The 21,614-nt window shown below is 57.0% G+C and carries 19 protein-coding genes; 3 read left to right on the top strand and 16 right to left on the bottom strand.

From position 1 onward, the window contains the following. The first annotated feature begins 111 nt into the window (after positions 1 to 111). Both ACTNB1_RS11770 and ACTNB1_RS11765 read left to right on the top strand, forming a co-directional pair. A complete protein-coding gene (locus ACTNB1_RS11770; protein WP_441169697.1) occupies positions 112 to 447 on the top strand; it encodes a phage integrase SAM-like domain-containing protein in 336 nt (111 codons plus the stop codon). 9 nt (positions 448 to 456) lie between these two features. Further along, positions 457 to 903, top strand: coding sequence for a site-specific integrase (locus tag ACTNB1_RS11765; protein ID WP_441169695.1), 447 nt, complete (start codon positions 457 to 459; stop codon positions 901 to 903). 730 nt (positions 904 to 1,633) lie between these two features. On the opposite strand, the gene ACTNB1_RS11760 is transcribed toward ACTNB1_RS11765, so the two are convergent. The 15 genes from ACTNB1_RS11760 to ACTNB1_RS11690 form a co-directional block, all read right to left on the bottom strand. Beyond that, on the bottom strand, positions 1,634 to 2,011 hold the full coding sequence (locus ACTNB1_RS11760) for a hypothetical protein (RefSeq protein ID WP_154250731.1): 378 nt from the start codon (positions 2,009 to 2,011) through the stop codon (positions 1,634 to 1,636). A gap of 104 nt (positions 2,012 to 2,115) precedes the next feature. Beyond that, the gene (locus ACTNB1_RS11755; RefSeq protein WP_204859624.1) at positions 2,116 to 2,685 is read right to left on the bottom strand and encodes a DUF6935 domain-containing protein; all 570 of its coding nucleotides are present in this window, start codon (positions 2,683 to 2,685) and stop codon (positions 2,116 to 2,118) included. A 49-nt stretch (positions 2,686 to 2,734) separates the two neighbouring features. After that, positions 2,735 to 3,877, bottom strand: coding sequence for a hypothetical protein (locus tag ACTNB1_RS11750; RefSeq protein ID WP_441169693.1), 1,143 nt, complete (start codon positions 3,875 to 3,877; stop codon positions 2,735 to 2,737). 15 nt (positions 3,878 to 3,892) lie between these two features. After that, positions 3,893 to 5,209: a TPM domain-containing protein gene (locus ACTNB1_RS11745; RefSeq protein WP_441169691.1), complete on the bottom strand. Its 1,317-nt coding sequence runs from the start codon at positions 5,207 to 5,209 to the stop codon at positions 3,893 to 3,895. 17 nt (positions 5,210 to 5,226) lie between these two features. Further along, positions 5,227 to 6,363: a hypothetical protein gene (locus tag ACTNB1_RS11740; protein ID WP_204859627.1), complete on the bottom strand. Its 1,137-nt coding sequence runs from the start codon at positions 6,361 to 6,363 to the stop codon at positions 5,227 to 5,229. Between the two features lie 58 nt (positions 6,364 to 6,421). Then, positions 6,422 to 7,633, bottom strand: coding sequence for a hypothetical protein (locus ACTNB1_RS11735; protein ID WP_441169690.1), 1,212 nt, complete (start codon positions 7,631 to 7,633; stop codon positions 6,422 to 6,424). A gap of 77 nt (positions 7,634 to 7,710) precedes the next feature. Further along, positions 7,711 to 8,721 carry a DUF5067 domain-containing protein gene (locus ACTNB1_RS11730; protein ID WP_116721480.1) on the bottom strand — a complete coding sequence of 337 codons (1,011 nt, stop codon included), beginning with the start codon at positions 8,719 to 8,721 and terminating at the stop codon, positions 7,711 to 7,713. Positions 8,722 to 8,733: 12 nt separating this feature from the next. Further along, positions 8,734 to 10,200: an LptM family lipoprotein gene (locus ACTNB1_RS11725; RefSeq protein ID WP_441169689.1), complete on the bottom strand. Its 1,467-nt coding sequence runs from the start codon at positions 10,198 to 10,200 to the stop codon at positions 8,734 to 8,736. A gap of 24 nt (positions 10,201 to 10,224) precedes the next feature. Then, a complete protein-coding gene (locus ACTNB1_RS11720; RefSeq protein ID WP_441169687.1) occupies positions 10,225 to 10,908 on the bottom strand; it encodes a TIGR00266 family protein in 684 nt (227 codons plus the stop codon). Between the two features lie 48 nt (positions 10,909 to 10,956). Further along, complete coding sequence (locus ACTNB1_RS11715; RefSeq protein ID WP_441169686.1) at positions 10,957 to 11,805, bottom strand: DUF4428 domain-containing protein; 849 nt, start codon at positions 11,803 to 11,805, stop codon at positions 10,957 to 10,959. A gap of 25 nt (positions 11,806 to 11,830) precedes the next feature. After that, complete coding sequence (locus ACTNB1_RS11710) at positions 11,831 to 12,232, bottom strand: hypothetical protein (protein WP_087347549.1); 402 nt, start codon at positions 12,230 to 12,232, stop codon at positions 11,831 to 11,833. A gap of 44 nt (positions 12,233 to 12,276) precedes the next feature. Beyond that, complete coding sequence (locus ACTNB1_RS11705; protein ID WP_441169684.1) at positions 12,277 to 13,119, bottom strand: hypothetical protein; 843 nt, start codon at positions 13,117 to 13,119, stop codon at positions 12,277 to 12,279. 119 nt (positions 13,120 to 13,238) lie between these two features. Continuing rightward, a complete protein-coding gene (locus ACTNB1_RS11700; RefSeq protein WP_441169682.1) occupies positions 13,239 to 14,663 on the bottom strand; it encodes an SPFH domain-containing protein in 1,425 nt (474 codons plus the stop codon). A gap of 29 nt (positions 14,664 to 14,692) precedes the next feature. After that, the gene (locus ACTNB1_RS11695) at positions 14,693 to 16,027 is read right to left on the bottom strand and encodes a hypothetical protein (RefSeq protein WP_441169681.1); all 1,335 of its coding nucleotides are present in this window, start codon (positions 16,025 to 16,027) and stop codon (positions 14,693 to 14,695) included. Between the two features lie 215 nt (positions 16,028 to 16,242). Further along, on the bottom strand, positions 16,243 to 19,833 hold the full coding sequence (locus tag ACTNB1_RS11690; RefSeq protein ID WP_441169679.1) for an S-layer homology domain-containing protein: 3,591 nt from the start codon (positions 19,831 to 19,833) through the stop codon (positions 16,243 to 16,245). Between ACTNB1_RS11690 and ACTNB1_RS11685 the strand changes: the two genes are divergently transcribed. Beyond that, a complete protein-coding gene (locus ACTNB1_RS11685) occupies positions 19,771 to 20,733 on the top strand; it encodes a hypothetical protein (protein WP_441169678.1) in 963 nt (320 codons plus the stop codon). The genes ACTNB1_RS11690 and ACTNB1_RS11685 overlap by 63 nt on opposite strands. A gap of 394 nt (positions 20,734 to 21,127) precedes the next feature. Here the strand turns inward: ACTNB1_RS11685 and ACTNB1_RS11680 are convergent, their stop codons facing one another. Beyond that, positions 21,128 to 21,496, bottom strand: coding sequence for a hypothetical protein (locus ACTNB1_RS11680; protein ID WP_075705364.1), 369 nt, complete (start codon positions 21,494 to 21,496; stop codon positions 21,128 to 21,130). Between the last annotated feature and the right edge of the window lie 118 nt (positions 21,497 to 21,614).

Raw genomic sequence — 21,614 nt, 5'->3', positions numbered from 1 at the left:
ATCATCAAGAATATCCTAGGTAAGACTCAGGGAGAAGTCAAGGAAAAGCTGAAAAAAGCTCTGGAGGAGTGCCAGGGTTTAGACATCAGCAAGGCAGCAGACGAGTACACTGTGACTACCTGGCTGCGCACCTGGTATAAGCTCTACGCCAAACCCAATGTGCATATTGCCACGGCAAATCGCTATGATCTCATTATTGAGACCTACACAATCCCTCACATCGGTGACATCAAGCTAAAGAAGCTGACCACCAGGCACCTGCAAAAGCTCTACAAAGAGTTATTGGAAGATGGCAGAATACACATTGGAAAGGCGCAGGTAAAGGGGCTGAGCACCACCACGGTCCACAGCGTGCACCTAATGCTCCATGCAGCTCTGGAACGAGCGATCAAGGAGCGGCTGATACCCAGGAATCCCACCAAGGACTGTATTGCTCCAAAGCCCTGAAAGATCAAAATGCAGATTCTGCCGCCCAAGGCCATGCACGCCTATCTGGAAGCCGCCAAAACCCAAGATCTCCTTCCCATTTTCTATCCGAAACTGGTCAGCGGACTGCGGAAGGGAGAGCTGGTGGCTTTGCGGTGGGATGACGTAGACATCCGAAGCAAAACGATCTCCGTCGGCAAGCAGTATATCCGCAACCCGGACGGCTCCCTGGAGCTCACCCGGCCTAAAACGGAAAACTCCGTCCGCTTGGTATCCATCCCACAGACAGCAGTGAATTTACTTATCCAGGAGCACAGCAAGCACCCGGACGGCCCTTACCTGTTTCTGTCTCCTATTACCGGGGAAATGTACCACCCAGATTCGGTGGTAAACCTGCTCCTGAAGGACGCTGGGCTCCCTCACATCCGCTTCCACGATCTGCGGCGCACCTTTGCACAGCTCTCCAGAACGGCGTAAACGTAAAGACGGTGTCCTCCATGCTGGGGCACTATGACGCAGAATTTACACTCCGCACCTACACCCATGCAACAAGACAAAAGCAGGACGAGGCAGCAACCGCCATGGGCAGCTTTATGGAGCAGGTCATGTAAGACAGAGAGAAAAAGCCGGGCAGGAATCGCAAACTTCCTGCCCGGCACTGTTTAAACCTTTCCGGCCATTTCGGCGTGCGGGTCACGGTGTGGCTCAGAAGGTTGACCCACATTTTGACCCACACCAAAAAATCAAAAATCGCAACAAAAAAGCCCTGAAAGCCAAAGTTTTCAAGGCTTTTTGGAGCTGCTATCCGGATTTGAACCGGAGACCTCATCCTTACCAACGCTAAATTTTTAATTTTTTTAATCTTTTTCTCTTGTTTACGGGTATTTTCGCTCTGGGAAAATTGCTTTCCAACACTTTTAAAACGCAAAATTTCCGGCCATTCCGGCCCTGTCTGTGGCTGTTCGTGTGGTCAGTAAGCTACAAAACAGTTTTGAGATATTTTGATCAAAGTGATTTTAATACACTGTTAACAAAGATAGAAACCAAGGCGATGTGGACACAGCAGCCCGCCGGATACCGCCACCGCCTATCTGAAATCCGTTCCGCTATTGCTCCCCCCAATTTCATAAGCATCGTCGCAAAAGCAGTAAGAAGAGCGGCTCTGAATTTCTCAAAGCCGCTTCAAAATCATATTTAGCCAATAGAATTATAATGCCTCCAGCTTTGCGAGCAGATAGGTCAGGGAGCTGTCATAAAAGACAAAGTCATCTGCCAGACCGGCATTTTTTGTGTCCACAGCCACTTTGCGCACAACGGCTTGTTCCGGCCTGACCAGGAGCAGGATCTTTATATTCTGCTCATTCTGCCGAATGGAACGGCAGATCTCAACTGCCAACTCCACATCCACCTGATCCACAACATCCAATATCACCACATCAGCGTGGAAAATATCAACTCCCACAATAGCCTGCGGATAATTGAGTTGGGCCGCCCACAGGAAGCCAAGCTCCGATTTGGATTGAATGGCTGCCGATAGCCCCTGTCCCAGCATTTTATTGGATGATATAAATAGAAGTGTTTTCATGGTCGGCACCCTCTATCCAATGCAAATGTTTTTCTGATTGCTCCCGGTAGGCGTCCCGGCTCTCCGCCACACGGTTCGCTCCCACCGGGAGCTTTCCTTTCGGCTTACGCCCACGGGTCGGCGGACTTAGGGGTGCGGACACCGGTGAGCAGATATTGCTCCCAGAGGAACCATTTCCCATCGCTGCCCCGCTGTCGGAGTTTGATGGGGCGAGGGCTGTCCGCGCCGCCGCAGGGGATAAACAGTTTCATATAGCCCTGCTCCTCACCGGAAACATGGTTGCTTTCCACCCGGATGGTATAGGGCTGGGCGGGTGTGTAATTGTTGTCGGGGGTAGAGCCGGCAAAGTAGGTGAATGGAAGGTAGGTCTTTCCGTCACGAAAACGGTCGTTTAAGAAGGATATCTCCTGTCCGCTCAAAGGACGGGGCCCCCGCAGCCAATTCAGCATATCCGTGCCGATCTGCCGGTCAGCGGCATAGGCGCACAGGGCCAGCACGGTCAGCGCCGCCGCCTGAAAGGGGGTGTCAAGGGCCGCCTCCGGGAGAGCCTGCAGCTGGGCAAGGCTCTCAGGGAGGGCCGCAAAGGTAAAGGTTTCCCGCTTGTTTCCAATGGCTGTGGCTGCCGTCGCCGCGGCATCCACGGCGGACTGCTTTAGCCTGTCAAAAATACTCATACAAATACTCCTTTCACGCCTGTCCCACACTCGTGCGCCTGATGTTCTCTCAGCCATAGGCGCGTATCAGTTCCATACAGGTCATGCCCTCGCCAAAAAAGGGTGGACACACACCGGTTTCACGATCCTGCTGGATATGGAGAGATTCGCCGGAGGGGTCGATCAGCACCGGGAAGCTGCCGCTCATGCGGGTGCCCGCGCCGTCCGAGAGGTCCAGATACAGGCAGTCGCCCTCCATACGCCAGATGCCGGAATACGAGTACGCATACTCCTGCCCATCCTCCGGCTGATGGTAGAGATCGATGCGTCCGGAATAGTCCGGGTCGCTGTCGCCCCAGCCGAACTCCATGTACCACTGCTCGCAGGTCCAATTTGTGTAAGCCAGCCCCCAGTCTGTGGGCGGCAGCCACCAGTCGTCCCCGGACGGCTCCCAGTCCTCGGGGTAGTCCAACCCGGTCACATAGCCCCAGATGCCGAAATCCATCAGCATGGGAAGGTAGTTCTCCCCGGTGGGCACGATGGGAATGCCGTATTCATCGGTCAGCGGAAGCCACTTCACCTCCACGCCATCGTTTGTCACAAGGACGATCTCCGTGTCCGGTTCATCCCGCCATTGCTCATAATTTACGAATATCAGTACAGACTGAGCACACTCCTCCCGGTAGAGCACCTCACCCGGTACAGGCCAAACGCCGTTACCAAGAGATTCCCAGGTGACATGGTTCACGGCAAGGCTGGTATTCTTATCCCGGGGAACGATGCAGAATAAATCACCATAGCCCGGGCCAAGGATATGTTCGGCCGGTATATTTAGTAGAAACGGCATGGCCTCCACCAATCCGGCACAATTCTCCACCAGCCAGTCCGACAGCGGGGTGGAGTCCCCCTGCTTCCTGTATCCCAGATAGGCGACCGCGCCGGCGTACTGGTCATCGTATGCCATGGCGTCATACAACAGGTTCAGGGACTCCTCCGCCAGCTTCGGGTCCACCTCCGCCGTTACTTCTCCGCTGCCGGACGGTGTTTCTACCCGGTTGTCCTTTTCGCCCTTGCTGCCGGAAAGCGTTCCCGCCGTGCTGCCTGTTTCCGTTTCAACGGGCTGTGCGTCTTTGCCGCCGCAGGCAGTCAGGCCCAAAGCCAGCATCATGCACAGAAATACCGGTAGGAGCCGGCGTTGGAGCAAATGCTTCATGGCGCAGCCTCCTTCTCAGAATTTCCCGCTGCGGCCACTGCCGCCTCCGCCGCTTTCACTTCTGGTACCGCTTGCGCTGCTCTTTTCGATTTTGGTGCGCGTCTCGATGGTGTGGGAATACCGGTCATACTGCTGTGTCAGGTGCAGCCCGCCTTCGGTAAGGTAGGCATCGGCCTCTTTCTTTTGATGAACCGACTTCATACTGCGCAGGAGGAGAACGCAAATTCCCCCCGCGATCAGGCAGGAAATACCCACGGCAATGGCAGCCTTCGGCCAAGGGGAGCTGCGCACCGGCTTCCCTTCTTCTGCCTTTGTCAGAAATTCGTCACAGGCGTCCAGATAGTGGGAGATGCCTCCGTACCAGTCGTTGTCCCCAAAGTCACCCAGGAACCGCTCCTCCAGTTCTTCCTGTCCGAATTCATCAAAGGCATATTCGGCGTACCCGCCGTAGACGAACATGCCATAGTCCCGCTCCTCCATACTGAACAGAACAATAATACCATCCCGGTCAGTTCCGAAACCGAGCTCACTGCCGTGGTAGAGCTGATAGGTGACCTCATATACGCCGCCGTCTCCATAGTCGGTGTAGTCATCTACCAGGGCGAAATAGACGCCGCAATGCTGGCGGCTGGAAATATCTGCGGCCCGGGTCTCCAGCTCCTCCCACTCCTCAAAGGTGAGCAGGTCACTGATATCAAACACATACTGCATGCTGACGCTGTCCGGCTGGGACGCTTCGGGTGTTTCCGGTGTCTCCGGTATGTCCGGGCCGGAGGCGTCCGGCGGGCAGTTTGTGAGGATGTAATCCTCCGCCGCCTGTGCCATGGCATCCACCGCCTGAGTCAGCGCCACAGCGCTCATGGTAATCTCCTCGCCGTTCCAGGCCCGCTGGGCCATGGAGGGCTCCACCGCGTTATGGATGGCGTCGGCCAGGGCCTGGCTGCTGCCCCGGTCTTCGCTCAGGTTTGCGTAAACGCACCAGCCATCGGCAGGCATGGCGTAGGTGCCCGTATCCTGCGGCTCCATCAGGATGGTCAGCGTGGCCCCTTCCCTGTCGTCTCCATAGCCATACCCGTACGCATCGTAGATCCCCGCGGCGGTATCGGCAATGCTGTCATAGCTGATCTGGGTCAGCACATCCACCCGCAGGTCGATACCCAGCTCCTCCGAAAGCTCCGGGAGGGTCTGCTCGCCCTGCATGGTCAGCGTGGCGGAGCCCAGTTCCTCTGTTTCATCATAAATCACGCCATATTCCGTGAAAGCCAGAGCAGGCGTGCAAAGAGAGAGGGCCAACAGGAGGAGCACCACAAAAACAGAGCATGTTTTCTTCATATCCGATCTCCCCCTTCTCACAGCAGAAAGACCGCCAGCACCGAGCCCAACACCGACAGAGGGGCGGCTATAGCAGCAAACAGGCCCCAGAACCTGCCCCAGCTGACCGGCAGATCGCCCACCAGTTTTCCGGTCTGGCCGTTCATGGCAAAGAGAAAGTCCTTCCCCTTCCATTTGGTGTTCAGCATCCAGACGGGCATCAGGGCGTAGTGCACCTTGCCCCGTTTCAGGCTGACGGTTTCATTTACGAGCGTACAGGTCCCATAGCCTGTTACCGTGGCACGCAGCGTTGCGGACAGGGTCCCCTCGCAGCGCTGATCCGCCCGCTGCCGGCACTGGTCCACCGTCACATCGAACTTATCGGCCAGAAAACCGGGGAGATAAGCCGTGGAAAAGGGCTTCAGCTCCTGATAATCATAGGGCTCGATGGAATCCATGTGGTCGTCCGGCATCTTGCTGGAGGCATCCGCCGGGATCTTCTCAAAGGCGATCCATCCGGCCCGGTAGACGTCGTAGTGCTCCGTCTCCGTGATCTCATAGTCGCCGGAGCGGTATGTATGGGAGCGGGTAGCGGCATAACGGGCATCGCCCTCCGCCTCGCCGTCGAACATCCAGAAGGGGACATAGACCCCCTGGATCTTCTGCACATGGTTCTCCTGGGTAAAGCTCTTGGGTAAGAGAATTTTCCCTTTATAGTGGTTTTTCAGGGCCTTGACGGCATCTTCCTTGCTCAGCTTGAAGGGAATGATGAAATCCGGCTTCAGCTGCCCGGAAAACTGCCCCGGCACCACGGTGGGATTGCCGCAGTAGGGACAGGAGGTGGCCGCCGTGTTTTCGTCGCAGATGAGCTCCGCGCCGCAGCTGGGGCAGCTGTATGCCCGCATGCCGTCGCCCTCCGTGCCCCAGTCCTCGGAAAAGCCGGAGGTGTCCCACGCGTCTCCATCCTCAGAAGGCGGGTTCTGTCCGGCATTCGCCTCCTCTGCCGCCTGCTGGGCTGCCGCCGCTTTTTCCTCCTTCTCTGCGTAAAGCGCCTCAATTTCCGCTACCTCATAACTGGCGCCGCAGTATTCACACTCCAGCTTTCCGGACGCTCCCACGAAATGGAGCGGGCCCGTACAAGCCGGACACTGATAATTTGTGACCTGTGTTGGCATGTAAATGCCTCCTTTCCGTACCGGAGCAGACCGGGAACAGCCCAGAATCCGCAGCAGTTTACCAGACCGAGCTTTCAGTGAACCAGCTGTCCAGCGTCAGCGTATACGGCTGTGGGTCATCCTGCGGCATAAACGGCAGACTGACACCGTTCTCACCGGCGCCCAACACCATCTCCTCGCCGCTGGGGCTGATCAGAAGGGGATAAGTCTCAGAGATATAATACGGGCCGTCTGTGACGCCATAGTTTTCGCCGCCCACCAGGGACAGACTGATAGTCACATAGCTGGGCCCGTCCATGACGGATGTGATCTCCCAGTAGCCGCCCCACATCTCTTCGAAAAGATCCGAGCCCTCGTACTGCCAATCCAGATCTACACTTCCGCCGTTCTCATCCTCAGGGAAGAACCACAGGTAGTAATTTGCTGTGCGGCCCGTATCCCACGCCGCTGCCTGTGTGGTCCAGCAGCCCTCAAGCCCCCACGAATAGACTCCGCTATAGCCGTCACTCAGCCACGGTGCAAGCTCCGAAGACACGTCCTGCCAGCCGTATTCCGTAAAGTCGAAGGAGAGGTAGTCTCCGGTTTCCGATATGCACGGCCAAAGATAGCTCATGGAGTCGAGGGATGGGTACCATTCGCAGGAATTCCCGCTGTTGTCAGTGATCCAGACCTGCGTGTCTGCCTCGTATGCAACGCCATTGAGATTGGCAAAGAACAGCACCGGTTCCCCGCTTTCCGACCGATAGCAGACCTCTGTGTTCTCGTAGGTATAGGTATTCTCATTCCATTGCACACGATTGATGGCGACCGTCGCGTTTTCATCCACCGGCACGATACAGTACAGATGTCCCGTGCTGCCGATGATATGGTTTTCATCGATCTCCGCAAGGAAAGGATATGCCTCCAGCATGGCCTGGTCTGCCGCGGACAGCCAGTCATCACCTTCTTCCACATAGCCCAGATACGCTGCGCCGAACATGGTCTGGGGGAAATCGATTCTGTCCCGCAGCCAGACAAGAGATTGTTCCGCTTCCGCGGAGAATCCGGTCGGTGTCGGCTGCATATCCGATCCCCCGGCCCCCGGGCGCAGCTTTTCCGGCAGTTTTTGATCGGGCATACCAGACAGCGTCTCACCATCGGCGCTTCGATTTGGTTCGTCTGTTCCCGCTTGCTGTTTTTGCGCGCAGGCACAGAGAGACAGCACCAGAACCAGTATTAGAAAAAATGCGATCACTCGTTTTGATGTCCTTTTCATAACTGCTCCTTTCAAACGTCACTGCTCCATACCATTGCGCAAACGGGGATCGCTCCGACCCAAATGGGGCGGGAACGATCCCCATTCTGGTGTCATCCGATGCTGTCCGGCATAGGCTCCTCCGCATCGATCAGAGGCAGATACCAGCTGTCATAGAGATTGGGCAGATCCTCCTCGTCCACATCCACCCAATAGGTCCCCCACGGGCGCAGGTAGATATCATAGTGGAACGCATCTCCGCCGTTTTCGTAATCACCGTCAATGTGGATCATGTCCCCATAGTCCACCAGTCCCGGGTCAACGATCCAGTCCCCGTGCTCCAGCGCAATATCCGTGAAGGCACCGCCCTCGGATGTCATGGTGCCATATATGCTGGTCCCATCATCACTGAGGCTGACCGATGCGGAGACCATCGGTTCCGATTTCGTGTAGTCCTCATCCCAGAGGGTGACAGTGCCCGTGCCGTCCCCGCCGATGTCAATGGCGCCGCATATGTCCCACCAGGCGCCCTCCAGATCCTCGTAGTCGCCCGAGCAGCCGGTCATGATCCACCAGCCGTACCAGTCGCCGTTCCACCAGTCCAGCAGTATATCTCCGGTTCCAGTATCCTGACCCGTACCGCTTCCCGCCGCTTCCCGGCTGAGTGTGGACGGATCGACGGTGATCTTACCGGTTTTGTCGCCGAACGCCTCCTCAAAGGTCACCTCGACCTTGCTGGTGGTATCCGCCAGCACAAAGGCGGTGCGGAGTTCAAGGGTTTCACCCGGCGCGACATCCGTAAATTGACTGTCGATCACCGTGTCGTAGGAGTCGCTGTTCGCAAAGACGGTGGCGATAGCCAATTCTGCGCCGTTCTGTATCGCTGTTTCAGAGATGGACCATACATAGGAGCCGCTGTCCTTGCTGTTGTTGGTAAAATCCAGCGTCAGGACCAGCGCGTCGTTTCCATCTGAGTCCTCCATGATGCTGGCCCCCTTGTAGAGCAGCGCATAGTCCCCGATCTGGAGCGAATTGGACTCTTTCGGGTCGTCCTTGCCGCAGGCGGCCAGACTGAGCAGCATCGCCGCCGCAAGCAGGACGCAGAATAACCTCGTGCGTTTCATGTCAGATCCTCCTTAAAAGCCGCTGAGTTTGAATGCCACCAGTTCCATCGCGGACTCGTCCGCCCGGTCTTCGGTCATGATAGCCAGGATGCTGCCGTCAGCCAGCTTCGCGCCGCCGCAGAACCAGGGATAGTCCGTGCCGAACAGGTCGCCGTCATCCGCCTCGCCGAGATAGGCGCCGTCCTTGGTCCAGAGCACCACCTCACGCATATTTCCGTCCAGGGCCAGATAGCCATTTGCGGTCTGCGTAATAAAGGTAATGCTTCCCAGGCCGCTTCCGTCGGAATCTGCCAAAGTCATTTGCAGCGCGCCATTGCTGTCATAGACAAACACCTTGTGACCGCTGCCATCCACGGCAGACCCGCAGACATAGATGTGGCTGTCGTCGATCAGCAGATGACTGAGGATATCCACTTCCTGGAATACAATGGGCTCCGTCTTGAGGGCTCCGCCGGAGAGGGTGATCTTTTCACATTCCGGGCCGGAGAACCAGCTGACGCCCCAGGTCCCGGATGGGTGCATGGTGACGTGATCCGGGCCCTCATAGGACGCCGTCTGTGCGCCGTCCTTCCAGCTGATCAGCGGCTCCATAAAATTCGCCAGCCAGAGGGTCCCTGTGGTGTCGGCGGAAATATCCTCATATTCCGCGTCCAGCACAATATCCTCCGCAAAGTTCAGAGATGCGCCGTCGTAATCGAAGCGCTTCAATTCTCCGTCCACCAGAAGGTAAGCCTGATCTCCTGTGACAGCAGCTGCGTGATTGAAGGTCTCCTTTGTGATGATGCAGTCTGTAATAGGCAGCCACTGGCTGCTGAGCGTATACGTCCCCACCATGACGCTGCGGGGCTGGGCGGAGAAGGGCTCGCCTTCCCAGTACCAGGGGCCATCCACATTTCCCACGTCCTCCAGGTTGATGGTCAGCCCGGACAGCAGCTTATCCACCCGCTCATCCTCGTACTCGCCGATGATCTCGATCAGAACCGTTGCACCGGCGCCCTCCGCGCGGCCAAAATACCGCAGGCACGGAGACCCCCAATAGTTTCCTTCGGCCTCGAGGCAGTCAATGCCGCCGACTTGGGTAAAGTCATAGGCCTGATTGACCGCATATTCGTATTCGTCAAAGCCAAAGCTGGTGAGATAGTCACGGAAGTTATACGGCCCTTCCACGGAAACACGGATCTCCGCATTGATCACCTCTGAGCCGTCTGCTTCATCAGGAATCACCAGAATGATCTTGGAGAAATCTTCATCATCATAAAAATCATCTTCTTCGTAGACCCAGCCGTCCGCTTCATCGTAGGACAGATCCCACAGGGGTGTATGTATCGTTGATTCAGCCGCTGGCTGCGCAGGTGGCTTTGTCTGCTCCGTTCCTTTCGGCGTCGGGCTCGGCTCCGGGCTGTCCTTGCCGCAGGCCGCGAGGGCGAACAGCATCAGCGACGCGAGAAGCAAGCAGGATATCCTTAACCTGGTTTTCATTGCTATTCTCCTCCCTGTCATTTCTTATTTTTTGCTGCCGAAAAACGGCGTCAGCAGTTCTGCCACCTTGCTGATGGGCATGGTCTGCAGGATCACCTTACCGGGGCCCCTGACAACGGTATTAAAAATACCCTCGCCGCCCAGGAGCATGTTCTTCGCGCCCTTGACCATCACCACATCCATGGAGCAGCTCTCTTCCATTGCCGCCAGATATCCCGTGCTGACCAGAAGCTCCTGTCCGGCGCTCAGGTCATACTCTGCCGCGTGACCGTCGATCTCAATAAAGGCGATCCCGTTTCCGCTCAGTTTCTGCATGATGAAGCCCTCGCCGCCAAAGATGCCGGAGCCCAGTTTTTTCTGGAAGTGCATGGATAGTTCCACACCCTCCTCAGAGGCAAGAAACGCGCTTTTCTGCACAATCATGGACCGGCCGGCACTGATGTTCAGAGCCTTGATGGCCCCGGGAAAGCTGGAAGCGAAGGCGATGAACCCGTCCCCACCCTCTGCGGTGAACTTGTTCTGGAATGCGGAATCACCGGACACCAGCCGCCCCAGCATCTTCTTCATACCGCCTCCGGTGGTGGTTTCCATTTTCATATTTGGGCTCATCCAGCTCATGCTGCCGCTCTCCGTGATCATGGATTCGCCTGGGGACAATTCACATACGACGACCGGCAGATTTTCTCCTAAAATTTCATACTTCTTCATGGTGAAGCTCCTTTCATTTTCGTTGTTTTCTATTGCTCCAAGATATTCTTATCCGTTGATTGCGCCGCCGCAAAACTCGCAGCAGCCGCTGGCATCCGGTGTGGTGGTCGCCCCGCAGTACGGACAGGTCACCGCCGCCTTGGGTGCTGCTGCCGCGGCCGCTTCCTCCCGCGCCTGCTGCCGGACCTGCAGCAGCGCATCCCGGATCTCACAGCCCATTTCCTCATATTGCCGGTATTCCACGCTGGAGCGCACCTCCTCCGCGTTGGAGGTCAGGGAGCCGCCGTCCATTCCGCCGGCTTTAGCCCGGAGACCCCCGCGGGGTCTGCGCATGGCGTTGGGCCCATCCAGCAGTGTTTCCTCATCGTTATCCACTGAGCTGCTGTTGAGTTGGAAGCGGATCTCGCTGAAATAGGGATTGTTGACGTTGATCACGATGTAGAAATCGTAGGAATAGGCATACCGTTTGGGATTGAAGCTCTGCCGCTCTCCATCCTTATCCCTGTATTCGATCTCCGTCCTGCGCTCGTCGATGTCCAGCTTGCAGCCGGTCACATCGGAGAAGGACAGCACATCCGGATTGGCCTCCTCCCAATTTCTGGCGGAGGTGACCATAAACAGACCCGCATCCTCGTCCAGCAGCACCTTGGTACGCTCACCCAGAGTACGGGTGGTGCGAAAAGAGGATACCTTGGCTTGATTGGCCTCCCGGTAGGTCAGCTGCTCCTGGATCTCCGCCACCGTGCTCTGGCGGCGGTCGCTGAACCAGGGGGAGAGCTTGGCGGCACATTCCTTGCACAGATTGCCGTCCTCCAGCTTGCGGTTGCCCAGCAGCCCGATCTCGCCGCCGCAGACCGAGCATTCCTTTTTATCAAATAGTTTTCCAAAGAGCCCCATCATCTGCACCCCTTTCTGAAGCCGCTTACGCGGTGCCCTTCATCTGCATGGCGCCGTAGACATACAATCCCGGCAGCAGAAGGTTGAGCACCAGACTGGTGATGCTGAACTGGCCTCCGCCTACAAAACCGATGATGATGGAGATGATCGCTAAGATCGCAATGATAATGCCCCATTTGACGCAGGAAGCGGCCTTCTGGGGTGCGCTGCAGGCCCCGATGCCCTTAATGCCCGCGATAAACTGGATCACAGAGGCCACAGTCACAAGAATGGAGCTGGCATAGAGCAGGCCGGTACCCTCCGCGCTCCCCGACAGGGCTGCCAGGGCGCTGACGCCGAGAATGGCGATGACGCCGGCGATGGCGGCGATGATGCCGCCGATGATCATGAGAATGGATGTGACTTTCAAAATCTTCTGACCTTTCATTTGTAGTACCTCCTATGTTCTGTTTTTATGGATCGCTTTGCGTACTATGGCTGTTCATCCAGCAGGCACAGGGCCAGCTCTGTAAAATACGCCCGGAGCTGCTTCGCTGTTTCCTGATCCAATTTCTTCTGCTGCTGTTTGCCGTCAGAGTAATAGAGGGTGCAGGCCGGCTTTTCCGAGCTGCCGTCCGGCTGTTCTTCCAGACGGATCTCCTCCGCAAACGCGGTGAAGGCATCCCACTCCTCATCTGACACGGCCCAGTCACTCCAGATCTCCTGCTTCCGACCGGACGGGGTAAACCTGGCCCGGAGGATATATGGGGCGTCCTCTCCGTACACAACAGACGAACCCCGGTCGAATTGGAAGGAATAGTCCTTGGAGAAGAGAGCCCCGGACTGCCCCATATAGAAGCCGCTCAGCTCCGGCGGGGCATAGCGGGGGATCTCCCGTCCAATGGGGTCGGCCAGCTCCTCCAGCAGAGCGATCAGCGTATGGATACGGCGGTCGTTTGGCGGATTATAACGGATGCTCCGTGTTCCGTCTTCTGTGCTCCAGGTCAGGATCAGGCTGGTGGAGTCCCCGCCATCCATGACTTCGATCCCCGGTGGCAGCTTCACCTCACGCCGGTTTTCCGGGATGGGCTCCATCAGCGGGTAGAGCTCCAGAATGATCTGCTCCACATCCGACCACTGAGCCGCGGTGATGGGGACATTCTCTTTGGTGGACGGATGATACCAGTCCTCGTCCTCCGCCGTATCCGGATCAAGGGCCGGATAATAGCTTGTTTCCAGAATAGCCACCGGCGAAAGCGTGATGGCAAAATCCGCTCTGGCAACCATGCCGCTGGTGTGGCTGTATGTGACGCCGGTCAAGGTACCGGGCGGCACGGCAGATTTCTTCTGTATGGATGAATCACCTCCCTGATGACCTCTGAAACAATATCCCGCAGCCGCCAGAAGCAGGAACAGACCTACAACAGAAAATACGGCGGTTTTTCTTCCACGGGTCATCCCTGCACATCGCCATCGTCAAAGGGATCGCCGCACTCCGGGCAGAACTTGGGCGGATGGGCGGGATCATCTGGCTCCCAGCCACATTTGTCGCATTTGTACTGGGGTACGCCAGCGGGCTTTTTCGCCCCGCACTCCGCGCAGAATTTCCCTTTGTTCACCGCGCCGCAGGAACAGGTCCAGCCGTCCGCTGCGGGCCGGGGCTTGCCGCACTCTGGGCAGAATTTTCCGGTGACGGCTGCACCGCAGGTACACTGCCAGCTCTCTGCTGCCGGCTTGGGCTCCGGCTTTTTGCTGCCGCAGTTAGGGCAGAAGCTGCCGGTGATGCCGCTTTGTCCGCAGGCGCAGGTCCAGCCAGGGGCGGCAGGCGGGGGCGTGGGTACAGGTGCGTGTGCGGGCTGAGCCTGCTGCTGCGCGCCCATCTGATAGAGGTTCTGGGCGTTCATGCCGCCCATCTGTCCAGCCATCCCCATGCCCATAAAAGCCATAGCGGGACCGGCATTGGGGTTGCTGGCCGCGGACTGCATGGCGCTGGCCTGTGCGCCTACCAGATGGGCCGCCGCCCGGGTGGGGTCCATAAAGGCCGCGTTGCGCTGCAGCTCCTTGATCATCTGCTCGTCTTCCTCGTTGGCCTTGACGCTGGAGACGCCAAAGGAAACGATCTCCATGCCCCGCAGGTCCCGCCACCGGGAGGAGAGCTGCTCGTTGAGGGCTTCTGCCAGCTCCAGGGTGTGGCCGGGAAGGGCGGAGTAACGGATACCCATTTCCGAGATCTTTGCGAATGCGGGCTGCAGGGCGGTGAGCAGCTCCGTCTTCATCTGCCCCGCGATCTGCTCGGTCTTAAAGTCCTCGCTGACGTTGCCGCAGACATTGGTATAGAACAGCATGGGGTTTTTCAGGCGGATGCTGTACTCGCCGAAGCAGCGGATGGCGATATCGATGTCGATACCCGCCCGCTGGTCCACCACCCGGAAGGGGACGGGGCTTGGGGTTCCGTACTTGTTGCCGGTGAGCTCCTTGGTATTGAAATAGTAGATGCGCTGGTCCTTGGGGGCCTCTCCGCCGAAGGTGAAACGCTTGCCGATGTTCTGGAACACGCCCTTGATGGATTCCCCCAGATCGCCGGTGAAGAGGCTGGGCTCGGTGGACATATCGTAGGTGTACTCGCCCGGCTCGGCGCACATATCCACCACCTTGCCCTGCTCCACGATGAGCATACACTGGCCGTTGGCCACGGCAATGACAGAGCCATTGGTGATGATGTTGTCATCCCCCTTGGTGTTGCTGGAGCGGCCTGTGGCCTTCTTCTTTCCCTTTACCGCCAGCACATCCGCGGGGATGGCTTCGCAGTAGAAGAATTCCTTCCACTGGTCGGCCATCACGCCGCCGGCTGCTCCCAATGCAGCTTTGATCAGTCCCATAATGCGATCTCCTCTCTTGTTTTATTTTGTTATGGTGTCAGGAATGTCCACCCATCCACCAGATACCCGTTTGTGTCGGTGATGGGCCAGAGGTACCAAAAATCCTCCCAGGAGCGCTTGATGTGCAGGCACAGGTTCGGTACGCCTTCCGGGATCGTCAGGGAAAACCACCGAGGCTCATCAATGTTGAGCGTTTCGTCGTACAGGATCTCGTCCGTGACCCAATCCAGAAGCCGTCCGCTGTCATCCCACAGGGGCTCGCCCGTACAGAACCGGATCTGTGTTTCATACCAGCGCCCCACCACCAGCAGCCTGTCCAGTCCATCCGGCTCCAGCTTTGTGACCGGCAGTACCTCCAGCCATGCGGATACCTCCTCCGGCGGGTTGGTCCAGTAGAAAATCAGGCTGTCAGACGGTTCCTCATACAAAGCCGTCTGCAGCGTTTCCGGCAGGAATGCGTCTACCCGCTGGTAGACCGCCGTGCGGACTGCCGGAGCGCCGTCCGTCTCATAATGCTCCTGGAGATACAGCGTATCCGGATCGGTCAGAGTGAGAAAGAACTCCGCGCCGGTATCATCGTGAAAGAGCCGGACGCTCCAAAGCTCGTTGGAGAGGCCGTGGAACAGCGGTTCCTCCAGCAGTTCCGTCCGAAGCTCGGCTTCCTGCCGGTATTCCGGCTCATCCGTATCCAGAAAGTCCGCAAAGTAATAATCCGCTCTCAGCACATATCCCTCGATGGCGTCGCTCCACCTGCTTTCAAAAACCAGCGTGGAGGCCAGGCCTTCTTCCCGAGCGTTATAGCTCCAGCCCTCCACCTCGCCTGTGGTCATGTGCCATGTCCCATGCAGGTTTGCGATACACAGTTCGCCGCCCGGGCCCGGCCGCTCCGCTTTTTCAAAATAGAATCGATCCCCATAGAAGGATTCCAAAATGATGCGGCCATCTTCAATGCGGCCATTCATCTCACCATCTTCATCGCCGTCCGAACTTGTCAGCCGCAGGGTGTGATCCGCGCCGAGCCACCAGGTCCCGCTGCCCAGATAGCTGTTAAAGCTGTCGCCCAGGACCTCACGGAATTGCGCCGTTCCGTCCTCGTTGAGAAAGAGATCGGCCCACCACCGCTCCGTGGGCATCTGGCTCACCTCTGTGCGATCAAAGAGATCGTTGTAGGACTCGTGCTGTACAGCCGTCCAATAGGTACCGCCCAATGAACTGTCGGAGTTATGGTCGGACGGAGGGGCGGAGGTCGCTGTGTCATCAGGAGACTCGGGCGGCCCTTCTTCTCCGCCGCCGGGGGTGCCGCCGCAGGCCGTCAGGCAGAGCGCCAACAGCAAGGCCAGCATAGACATCCATACTCGTTTCATCTCACTGCACACCTTGACATCATCATTTTCCTGTTTGCAGTTACTTGCATGACGACACCTCTTTTCTTTCTGTTTTTGTTCCTCTGCGCTCTACTATGGTTTCATTTTACCGGGTGCCGCTGTTTTGCGCCCTACCCGCAGCAGGTAGTTTTTCGGACAAAACGCAAAAAAGCGGAGCGGCATTTGCCGCCCCACTTGGTAAGAATATCCTGTTATTATTCCACATACCGATAGAGGAAGGTGACGACCTGGGCGCGGGTGCAGTTGTTATCCGAACCGAACAGGCCATTGCCGATCCCGCCAGTGATGCCCTTGTTCGCCGCCCATGTGACCGCGTCGGCATAGTAAGCGCCGGCCTTTACATCGCTGAATACACTTCCTCCGCTGACCGCAGGGCTGCCCGCCGCACGGTACAGGAAGGTGACGATCTGAGCGCGGGTACAGGTAGCGTCGGGGCTGAACTTACCGCCGCCTGTGCCGCTGGTGATGCCGTTCTCAACGGCCCAGGCCACCGCTTTGGCATAGTAGGCATCTGCGGGGACATCGGCAAAGCTGTTCATGCTCTTGGTGGCGGGAGATCCGGCAGCCCTCCACAGGAAGGTGACCGCCTGGGCGCGGGTACAGATGCCGTTGGGGGAGAAGGTGGTGGCGCTGGTGCCGCCGGTGATGCCCTTGTCCGCAGCCCAGATCACAGCGTTCTCATAATAAGCGCCGGAGGGAATGTCCGTGAAGGGATGCTTGCCGGCAGGCTGCTCGACCTTGAACCTGCCCGCTACGGTAACCTTGCCGGACGGCATAGTAAAGACATACTTGCCGTTTTTCTCAGTCAGCTTGATTTCCTTGTCCTTATCGTCCAGCACAGTGAGGGTATCCAGTACATAGCCCTTGTCGGGATCGACCGTCAGGGTGACGGTGGTGCCCTTGGCAGCGGACTTGTGGCTGGCGGTCACATCGCCGTTCTTGGCGCTCTTCACGGTGATGGGATAGGTGGTGACACCGCCGCCGCCGGTGCCGGTGGAGGCGTTCTTCTCGAAGATCGCCATGATCTCGACAGCCTCGTCAGGCATGGTGAACTTGTTGTTGGTGATGGTCATGCCACCCTTGACGACCTGCCACTCCTTGAAGTGATAGCCGCTGTCGGCCTTGGCGGTCAGCTTGATCTCCGTCCCGGCGACCGCCTTGGCGTGATCCGCAGAAGCCGTGCCGTTGCCATCGGTGTTGACCGTAACGCTGTACTCGATGAGTTTGGGGATACTCTCGGTCTTGTCAGCTGCGCAGGCAGAGCACTTGTAATAACGAGTCCCCTCGGCGGTCACAGTGGGCGGGACCTCGTGATCGACTTCCCAGCTGTGGTTCTCGGTCTTTTCATAGCCGCAATCGGTGCAGGTGCCGGTGTGGGTCTTGCCGTCGCCCTTGTCCGTCCAGCTGGTGATGCTGTGCGGGGCTTCCTCGTAAGAACCGTCGTTCGCCGTGCAGTAACGGATATGCGTATCGGGAGTTGCAAAGATCCAGTTACCGCCATAGGTGTGCGTATGGGGCCCAGTCAGTGCCGGGAAGGGGTAGCTGAGGGTCACGCTGGTAGTAGTGCTGTCCGCTTCGGGAGTAACCTTGTGGCCGTTGATGGTGAATACCGCATCATTTGCAAAGGTATAGTCCGTATCCGCGGTCAGCGTAACGGTTGCGGTATAAATCTTCTCGCCAAATGCTGCATCAGTGGGGTTCCACGTCACAGCGGAAGCCGTGCAGTGAGCAGTACCGGCAACCGTCGCCGTGGTGTCGGGCGCAACGCCGTAGGCCGGAGGCGTGATGCTGACGGCTGCGCCGTTCACGGTCTTATCGTCGGCAGCGGCGGGCAGCTTGTAGGTTACGGTGATCGCGCCGTCCGGACTCTCGTCAATCCGGGTTGCGGCCGTCGGATTCTTAATGGTGGTGTGTGCCAGAACGTATTCATTCACAGCAGGGATGGTCAGCCTGTAGGTCTGTCCGGCCTGCGCGATCACGCTCACGCTCTCGCCGGTGACAGCACTATTGTGAATCACACAGCTGGGGCCGCCCCACCACGCCATTGTCTCGCTACCGTAACAGTCCTTTACGAAATTGCCAGCGCCAATACCTTCAAAATCGGCCCACGTTGTCTTGAGATCGTCGCCGGCCTTCAGCTCCGGCAGGGTGATGTTCAGCTCGCCCTCGTTTCTTGCGGTGAGCTGGAACAGAACACCGACCTTGCTGGCACCCGCACTATCGTCATCAGGCGCCTGAGTATACCAGCCCCAACCTTCGGGGACATTATCATCATCATACGAAGGTCTCTTGCTGTAATAATACCACTTTTCAACAATATAGTTTTTGACTTCGATGCCGTCCATATCGGTGAAAAGCTTGAAATTGTTGTCCTCATTAAAGTCCTTGTAGAACGCATAACCGTCCTCGGCTTCAAGGAACAGACGCACACCGTAATTTTCACCTGTTGTAAAGGTTGATTTAGCGTTGTGCGTATCATGGTTTGGGTCATCACATACAGGTGCCAAACGGCTTCCGTTACGGCTCCACATTGCAAAGTCCGGGTTATCAGCCAGAACTTCATAAGCCTCCGGATTCAGTGCATAGAGCTTTGCCTTATCGCCACCGGAAGTAATGGCGAAGGACGGATAGGGAATGTTGCTGTTGCGCACGGTCAGCAGATATTCGCCGTCCTCATCCTTCGTTTCGCTGCCATTTTTCACAAAGTTATGCGGGCTCATGCCGTCCATGGGGTAGTTTTCCATGTTCAGCACAAGGCTGGTAACGTGCTTCACATTATTGTAGTCAATGGTGGTCTCGGTATAGCCGCAGCCACTGATGCAGGAGCGGTTATATACCACGCCGCCGCTCGAAAGCGTATCGCCCGCGACCCAAGCGCCCATGTTGTGCTGTTCGCTGGTGTTCATCATCTTCTGGCCGCAGGAGCAGGCCTTCCAGTGGTACTTGGCGTTATAGCTCACGTGATCTGCCTTATGCCGGTGAACTACATCCAGAGGGAAGCTGTAATTGAGCGCACCGTCGCCATCGACGTAGCCGATGACATCCACGCCGCCGAACTTCAGGGTCGTGACCTTGCCGTTCTCGCCGCTAAAGGTATAGCCCTTCGGGGCGGGAATCGTAAAGGAGACATGGTTGATGCCCTCTTTGATGTTGGTGGGGTCCCACGTTACATCAGGGTTGATTGCCACGGGCTTTCCGTTTTTGTCCGTTGCTTCGAAGCTCAATTCACCCGGCGCACCGACGTCAGCCTTGTCCACGTTGAACGAAACGGTAGAAATGAAGGTATCCGCCGCTTCGCTCACCACCAGCTTAACGATATGCTCGTTGCTTATGATACCGACGGAGCTGCCGTTCTTATCCAGATTCAGCTGCAAATCATAGGAATAGACCTTGGGGTGTGCACCTTTCTCAATGGTGATCGTATGCGAGGTTTTATCGGCATCGATGGTATCTGTCTGCTGTACCGCGGAAGAACCGGAGATATAATGCTCGCACTTGGTTCGATAGGTATAGCCCGCATTTACCAATTCACTCGCCAGAGGATACCACTCGAACTTGAGGGTATGCGCCTCGTCGTTGTTCAGATTCTCGACGGTGCCCTTCCAGTCCTTGAAGTAGTTGATGGGGTTGCCGTCCAGCGTGACGGACTTCATGCCCCATGCGTTGGGGATGACCTCGATGGGGCCCTTCAGGTTTAAATTCAGATAGAAAGACCCACCGTAATGACTGTCGTCAAATATCACGCGCGAGCCGATGTTCTCGGAGGTATAGATCTTCCCGTTCACCTTTATCGCGCTGTTCGGGAAGAACTTCATAACGCGCTCTATCACCTGCTGTTTGACCCGCAAATCGTACCCACGCTCTCTGGTGACACCGTAAATATCGAGCTTGAGATACTGGCCGGACGCGTCAAATACGCCGCTTTTGATCAGCATCGCCGGCTCGTTCCCCTTATAATTGCTTTCTTTTATGCTTTCGGTAACATAAAGGCCATCGTTGAAGCGCGCCCCGTCTATGACCATCTGCGTCTTATTTTCCAGCAGGCTGGTCACCGCAAACGGGAAGTTGAACTCGCCGCCGTTGAGAAGAACGCGCGGCTCCGCATCTCCCTCTTTCCACGACAGCTTATCTGTCCAGACTATGCCGTTGAAGGTGCCGCCCTTGACCGTGAGCTTCGAATAGCGCAGCAGCAGCGCCGTCGGCATATACTCAACCTGCCTCATACTGGCATTGCTCCTGTCCCAGCTGTACGGGCAGTTGATCGTGCCGCCGTTGATCGTGATCTGCGGGCGCTCACCGCCCTTGAACGGAACAAAATAGTTGTCGCTGATGCAGCCGTTGTTTCCATAGACATTCGAATCTATCGGATTCAGCCTTGTCAGCGTGCCGCCGTTCATTGTGAATTTGGCAGGCGCGCCAGCACTGTCGGGGCTTATCATGATGATGCAGTGCCCCTTGGAGTCCCTCGCAAATTCAACCTCGATCGCGCCGCCGCCCTTGCTGTCGTACAGCGTGAATTCGCCGGAGCGAATTGTGATCAGGTTGTAAAACTCCGCCCGCTTGCTTGCGTCGATCCTGATCTTATGGCCGTTCAGGTCCAGTTTTTGGCTTTTCTTTATAATGATCGCATCATCATCATATCCCGTCGTATAATCGATGTCATTTTCCAGCGTGAGATCTCTTGAAGTGGGCGAACTGAGATAGCTTTTAAACCCGCTCCAGTCCTTGATGTTGCCGTATCCGTAAGTATCGTCCGCCGCGCTCGCCGTCACGCCCATGGCGGGCACGAGGGAGAGCAGCATCACCAGCGTCAGCAGTAAACTGGTAATTCGTTTTCTCATGTTCTATCTTCCTCCTATTTTGATTGGATGCCCATTGTCCGCGCATTGTTTCTCGGCGGCGGCCTCTTTTTTCCTCCCTTCTGCCCCCTAAAACCGCAGCACTTTTTCCGTTGTCTCTTGGTGTTCGCCGCCAGGCCGTCTTTGTGTATAAAACCGAATCGACCAGAGCCGGATCAACGCCTACCGTGGTAGGCGTTGAAATGGGGGTACCCCCATTTCAAAATGATCTTTGCCTATCTCAAAGGGATTGCAGACTGGCGGCCAAATAGTCCAGAGATACATCATAAAACACAAAGTCGTCGATCTCGCCCCTACGCTTAGCCTCGATGGCGCGGCTCACAGCCTCCGGCTGTCCTTCGGGGCACATCAGCATGAGCCGGCAGTGGGGCGTGACTTCCCGCAGCCATGCGCACAGGGCCAGACAGAAGTCGATGCCGTGATCGCCGTCCTCGGAGACCTCCAGCAGTGCCCCAGAGGCCAGATGGCTGCGGATGGCCACATCCGCGTTGGCATAGTCCGGCTCATAGCACAGCTGTATTCCCGGGGCGTCCCGCACTTTCGCCATCAGGCCCTGAGCCAGCGATGCCCGCCGCATGATCAGGAGCACAGTTTTCAGCCTCCCCACCTCCCATACCTTCTGTATTACAGATTTATTGTAGAGCTTATTTCGAATTTGCACCCTACCCGCTGCGGGTAGTCTTTTCCCTGAAACAAAAAATCCACCG

Origin of the sequence: Flavonifractor sp. HCP28S3_F3 (genome assembly GCF_052065355.1) — a bacterium.
GTDB lineage: Bacteria > Bacillota > Clostridia > Oscillospirales > Oscillospiraceae > Flavonifractor.
Note: the sequence above shows the minus strand (reverse complement) of the source record. Positions and strands in the feature narration are given on the sequence as shown.

Bases quoted from the DNA above. Each gene is read 5' to 3' on its own strand.
- ACTNB1_RS11685 (WP_441169678.1), top strand. From the start codon at position 19,771: ATGACTGTCGTCAAATATCACGCGCGAGCCGATGTTCTCGGAGGTATA.
- ACTNB1_RS11710 (WP_087347549.1), bottom strand. From the start codon at position 12,232: ATGAAAGGTCAGAAGATTTTGAAAGTCACATCCATTCTCATGATCATC.
- ACTNB1_RS11745 (WP_441169691.1), bottom strand. From the start codon at position 5,209: ATGAAGAAAACATGCTCTGTTTTTGTGGTGCTCCTCCTGTTGGCCCTC.
- ACTNB1_RS11750 (WP_441169693.1), bottom strand. From the start codon at position 3,877: ATGAAGCATTTGCTCCAACGCCGGCTCCTACCGGTATTTCTGTGCATG.
- ACTNB1_RS11700 (WP_441169682.1), bottom strand. From the start codon at position 14,663: ATGGGACTGATCAAAGCTGCATTGGGAGCAGCCGGCGGCGTGATGGCC.
- ACTNB1_RS11740 (WP_204859627.1), bottom strand. From the start codon at position 6,363: ATGCCAACACAGGTCACAAATTATCAGTGTCCGGCTTGTACGGGCCCG.
- ACTNB1_RS11720 (WP_441169687.1), bottom strand. From the start codon at position 10,908: ATGAAGAAGTATGAAATTTTAGGAGAAAATCTGCCGGTCGTCGTATGT.
- ACTNB1_RS11755 (WP_204859624.1), bottom strand. From the start codon at position 2,685: ATGAGTATTTTTGACAGGCTAAAGCAGTCCGCCGTGGATGCCGCGGCG.
- ACTNB1_RS11715 (WP_441169686.1), bottom strand. From the start codon at position 11,805: ATGGGGCTCTTTGGAAAACTATTTGATAAAAAGGAATGCTCGGTCTGC.
- ACTNB1_RS11730 (WP_116721480.1), bottom strand. From the start codon at position 8,721: ATGAAACGCACGAGGTTATTCTGCGTCCTGCTTGCGGCGGCGATGCTG.
- ACTNB1_RS11765 (WP_441169695.1), top strand. From the start codon at position 457: ATGCAGATTCTGCCGCCCAAGGCCATGCACGCCTATCTGGAAGCCGCC.
- ACTNB1_RS11760 (WP_154250731.1), bottom strand. From the start codon at position 2,011: ATGAAAACACTTCTATTTATATCATCCAATAAAATGCTGGGACAGGGG.
- ACTNB1_RS11695 (WP_441169681.1), bottom strand. From the start codon at position 16,027: ATGAAACGAGTATGGATGTCTATGCTGGCCTTGCTGTTGGCGCTCTGC.
- ACTNB1_RS11725 (WP_441169689.1), bottom strand. From the start codon at position 10,200: ATGAAAACCAGGTTAAGGATATCCTGCTTGCTTCTCGCGTCGCTGATG.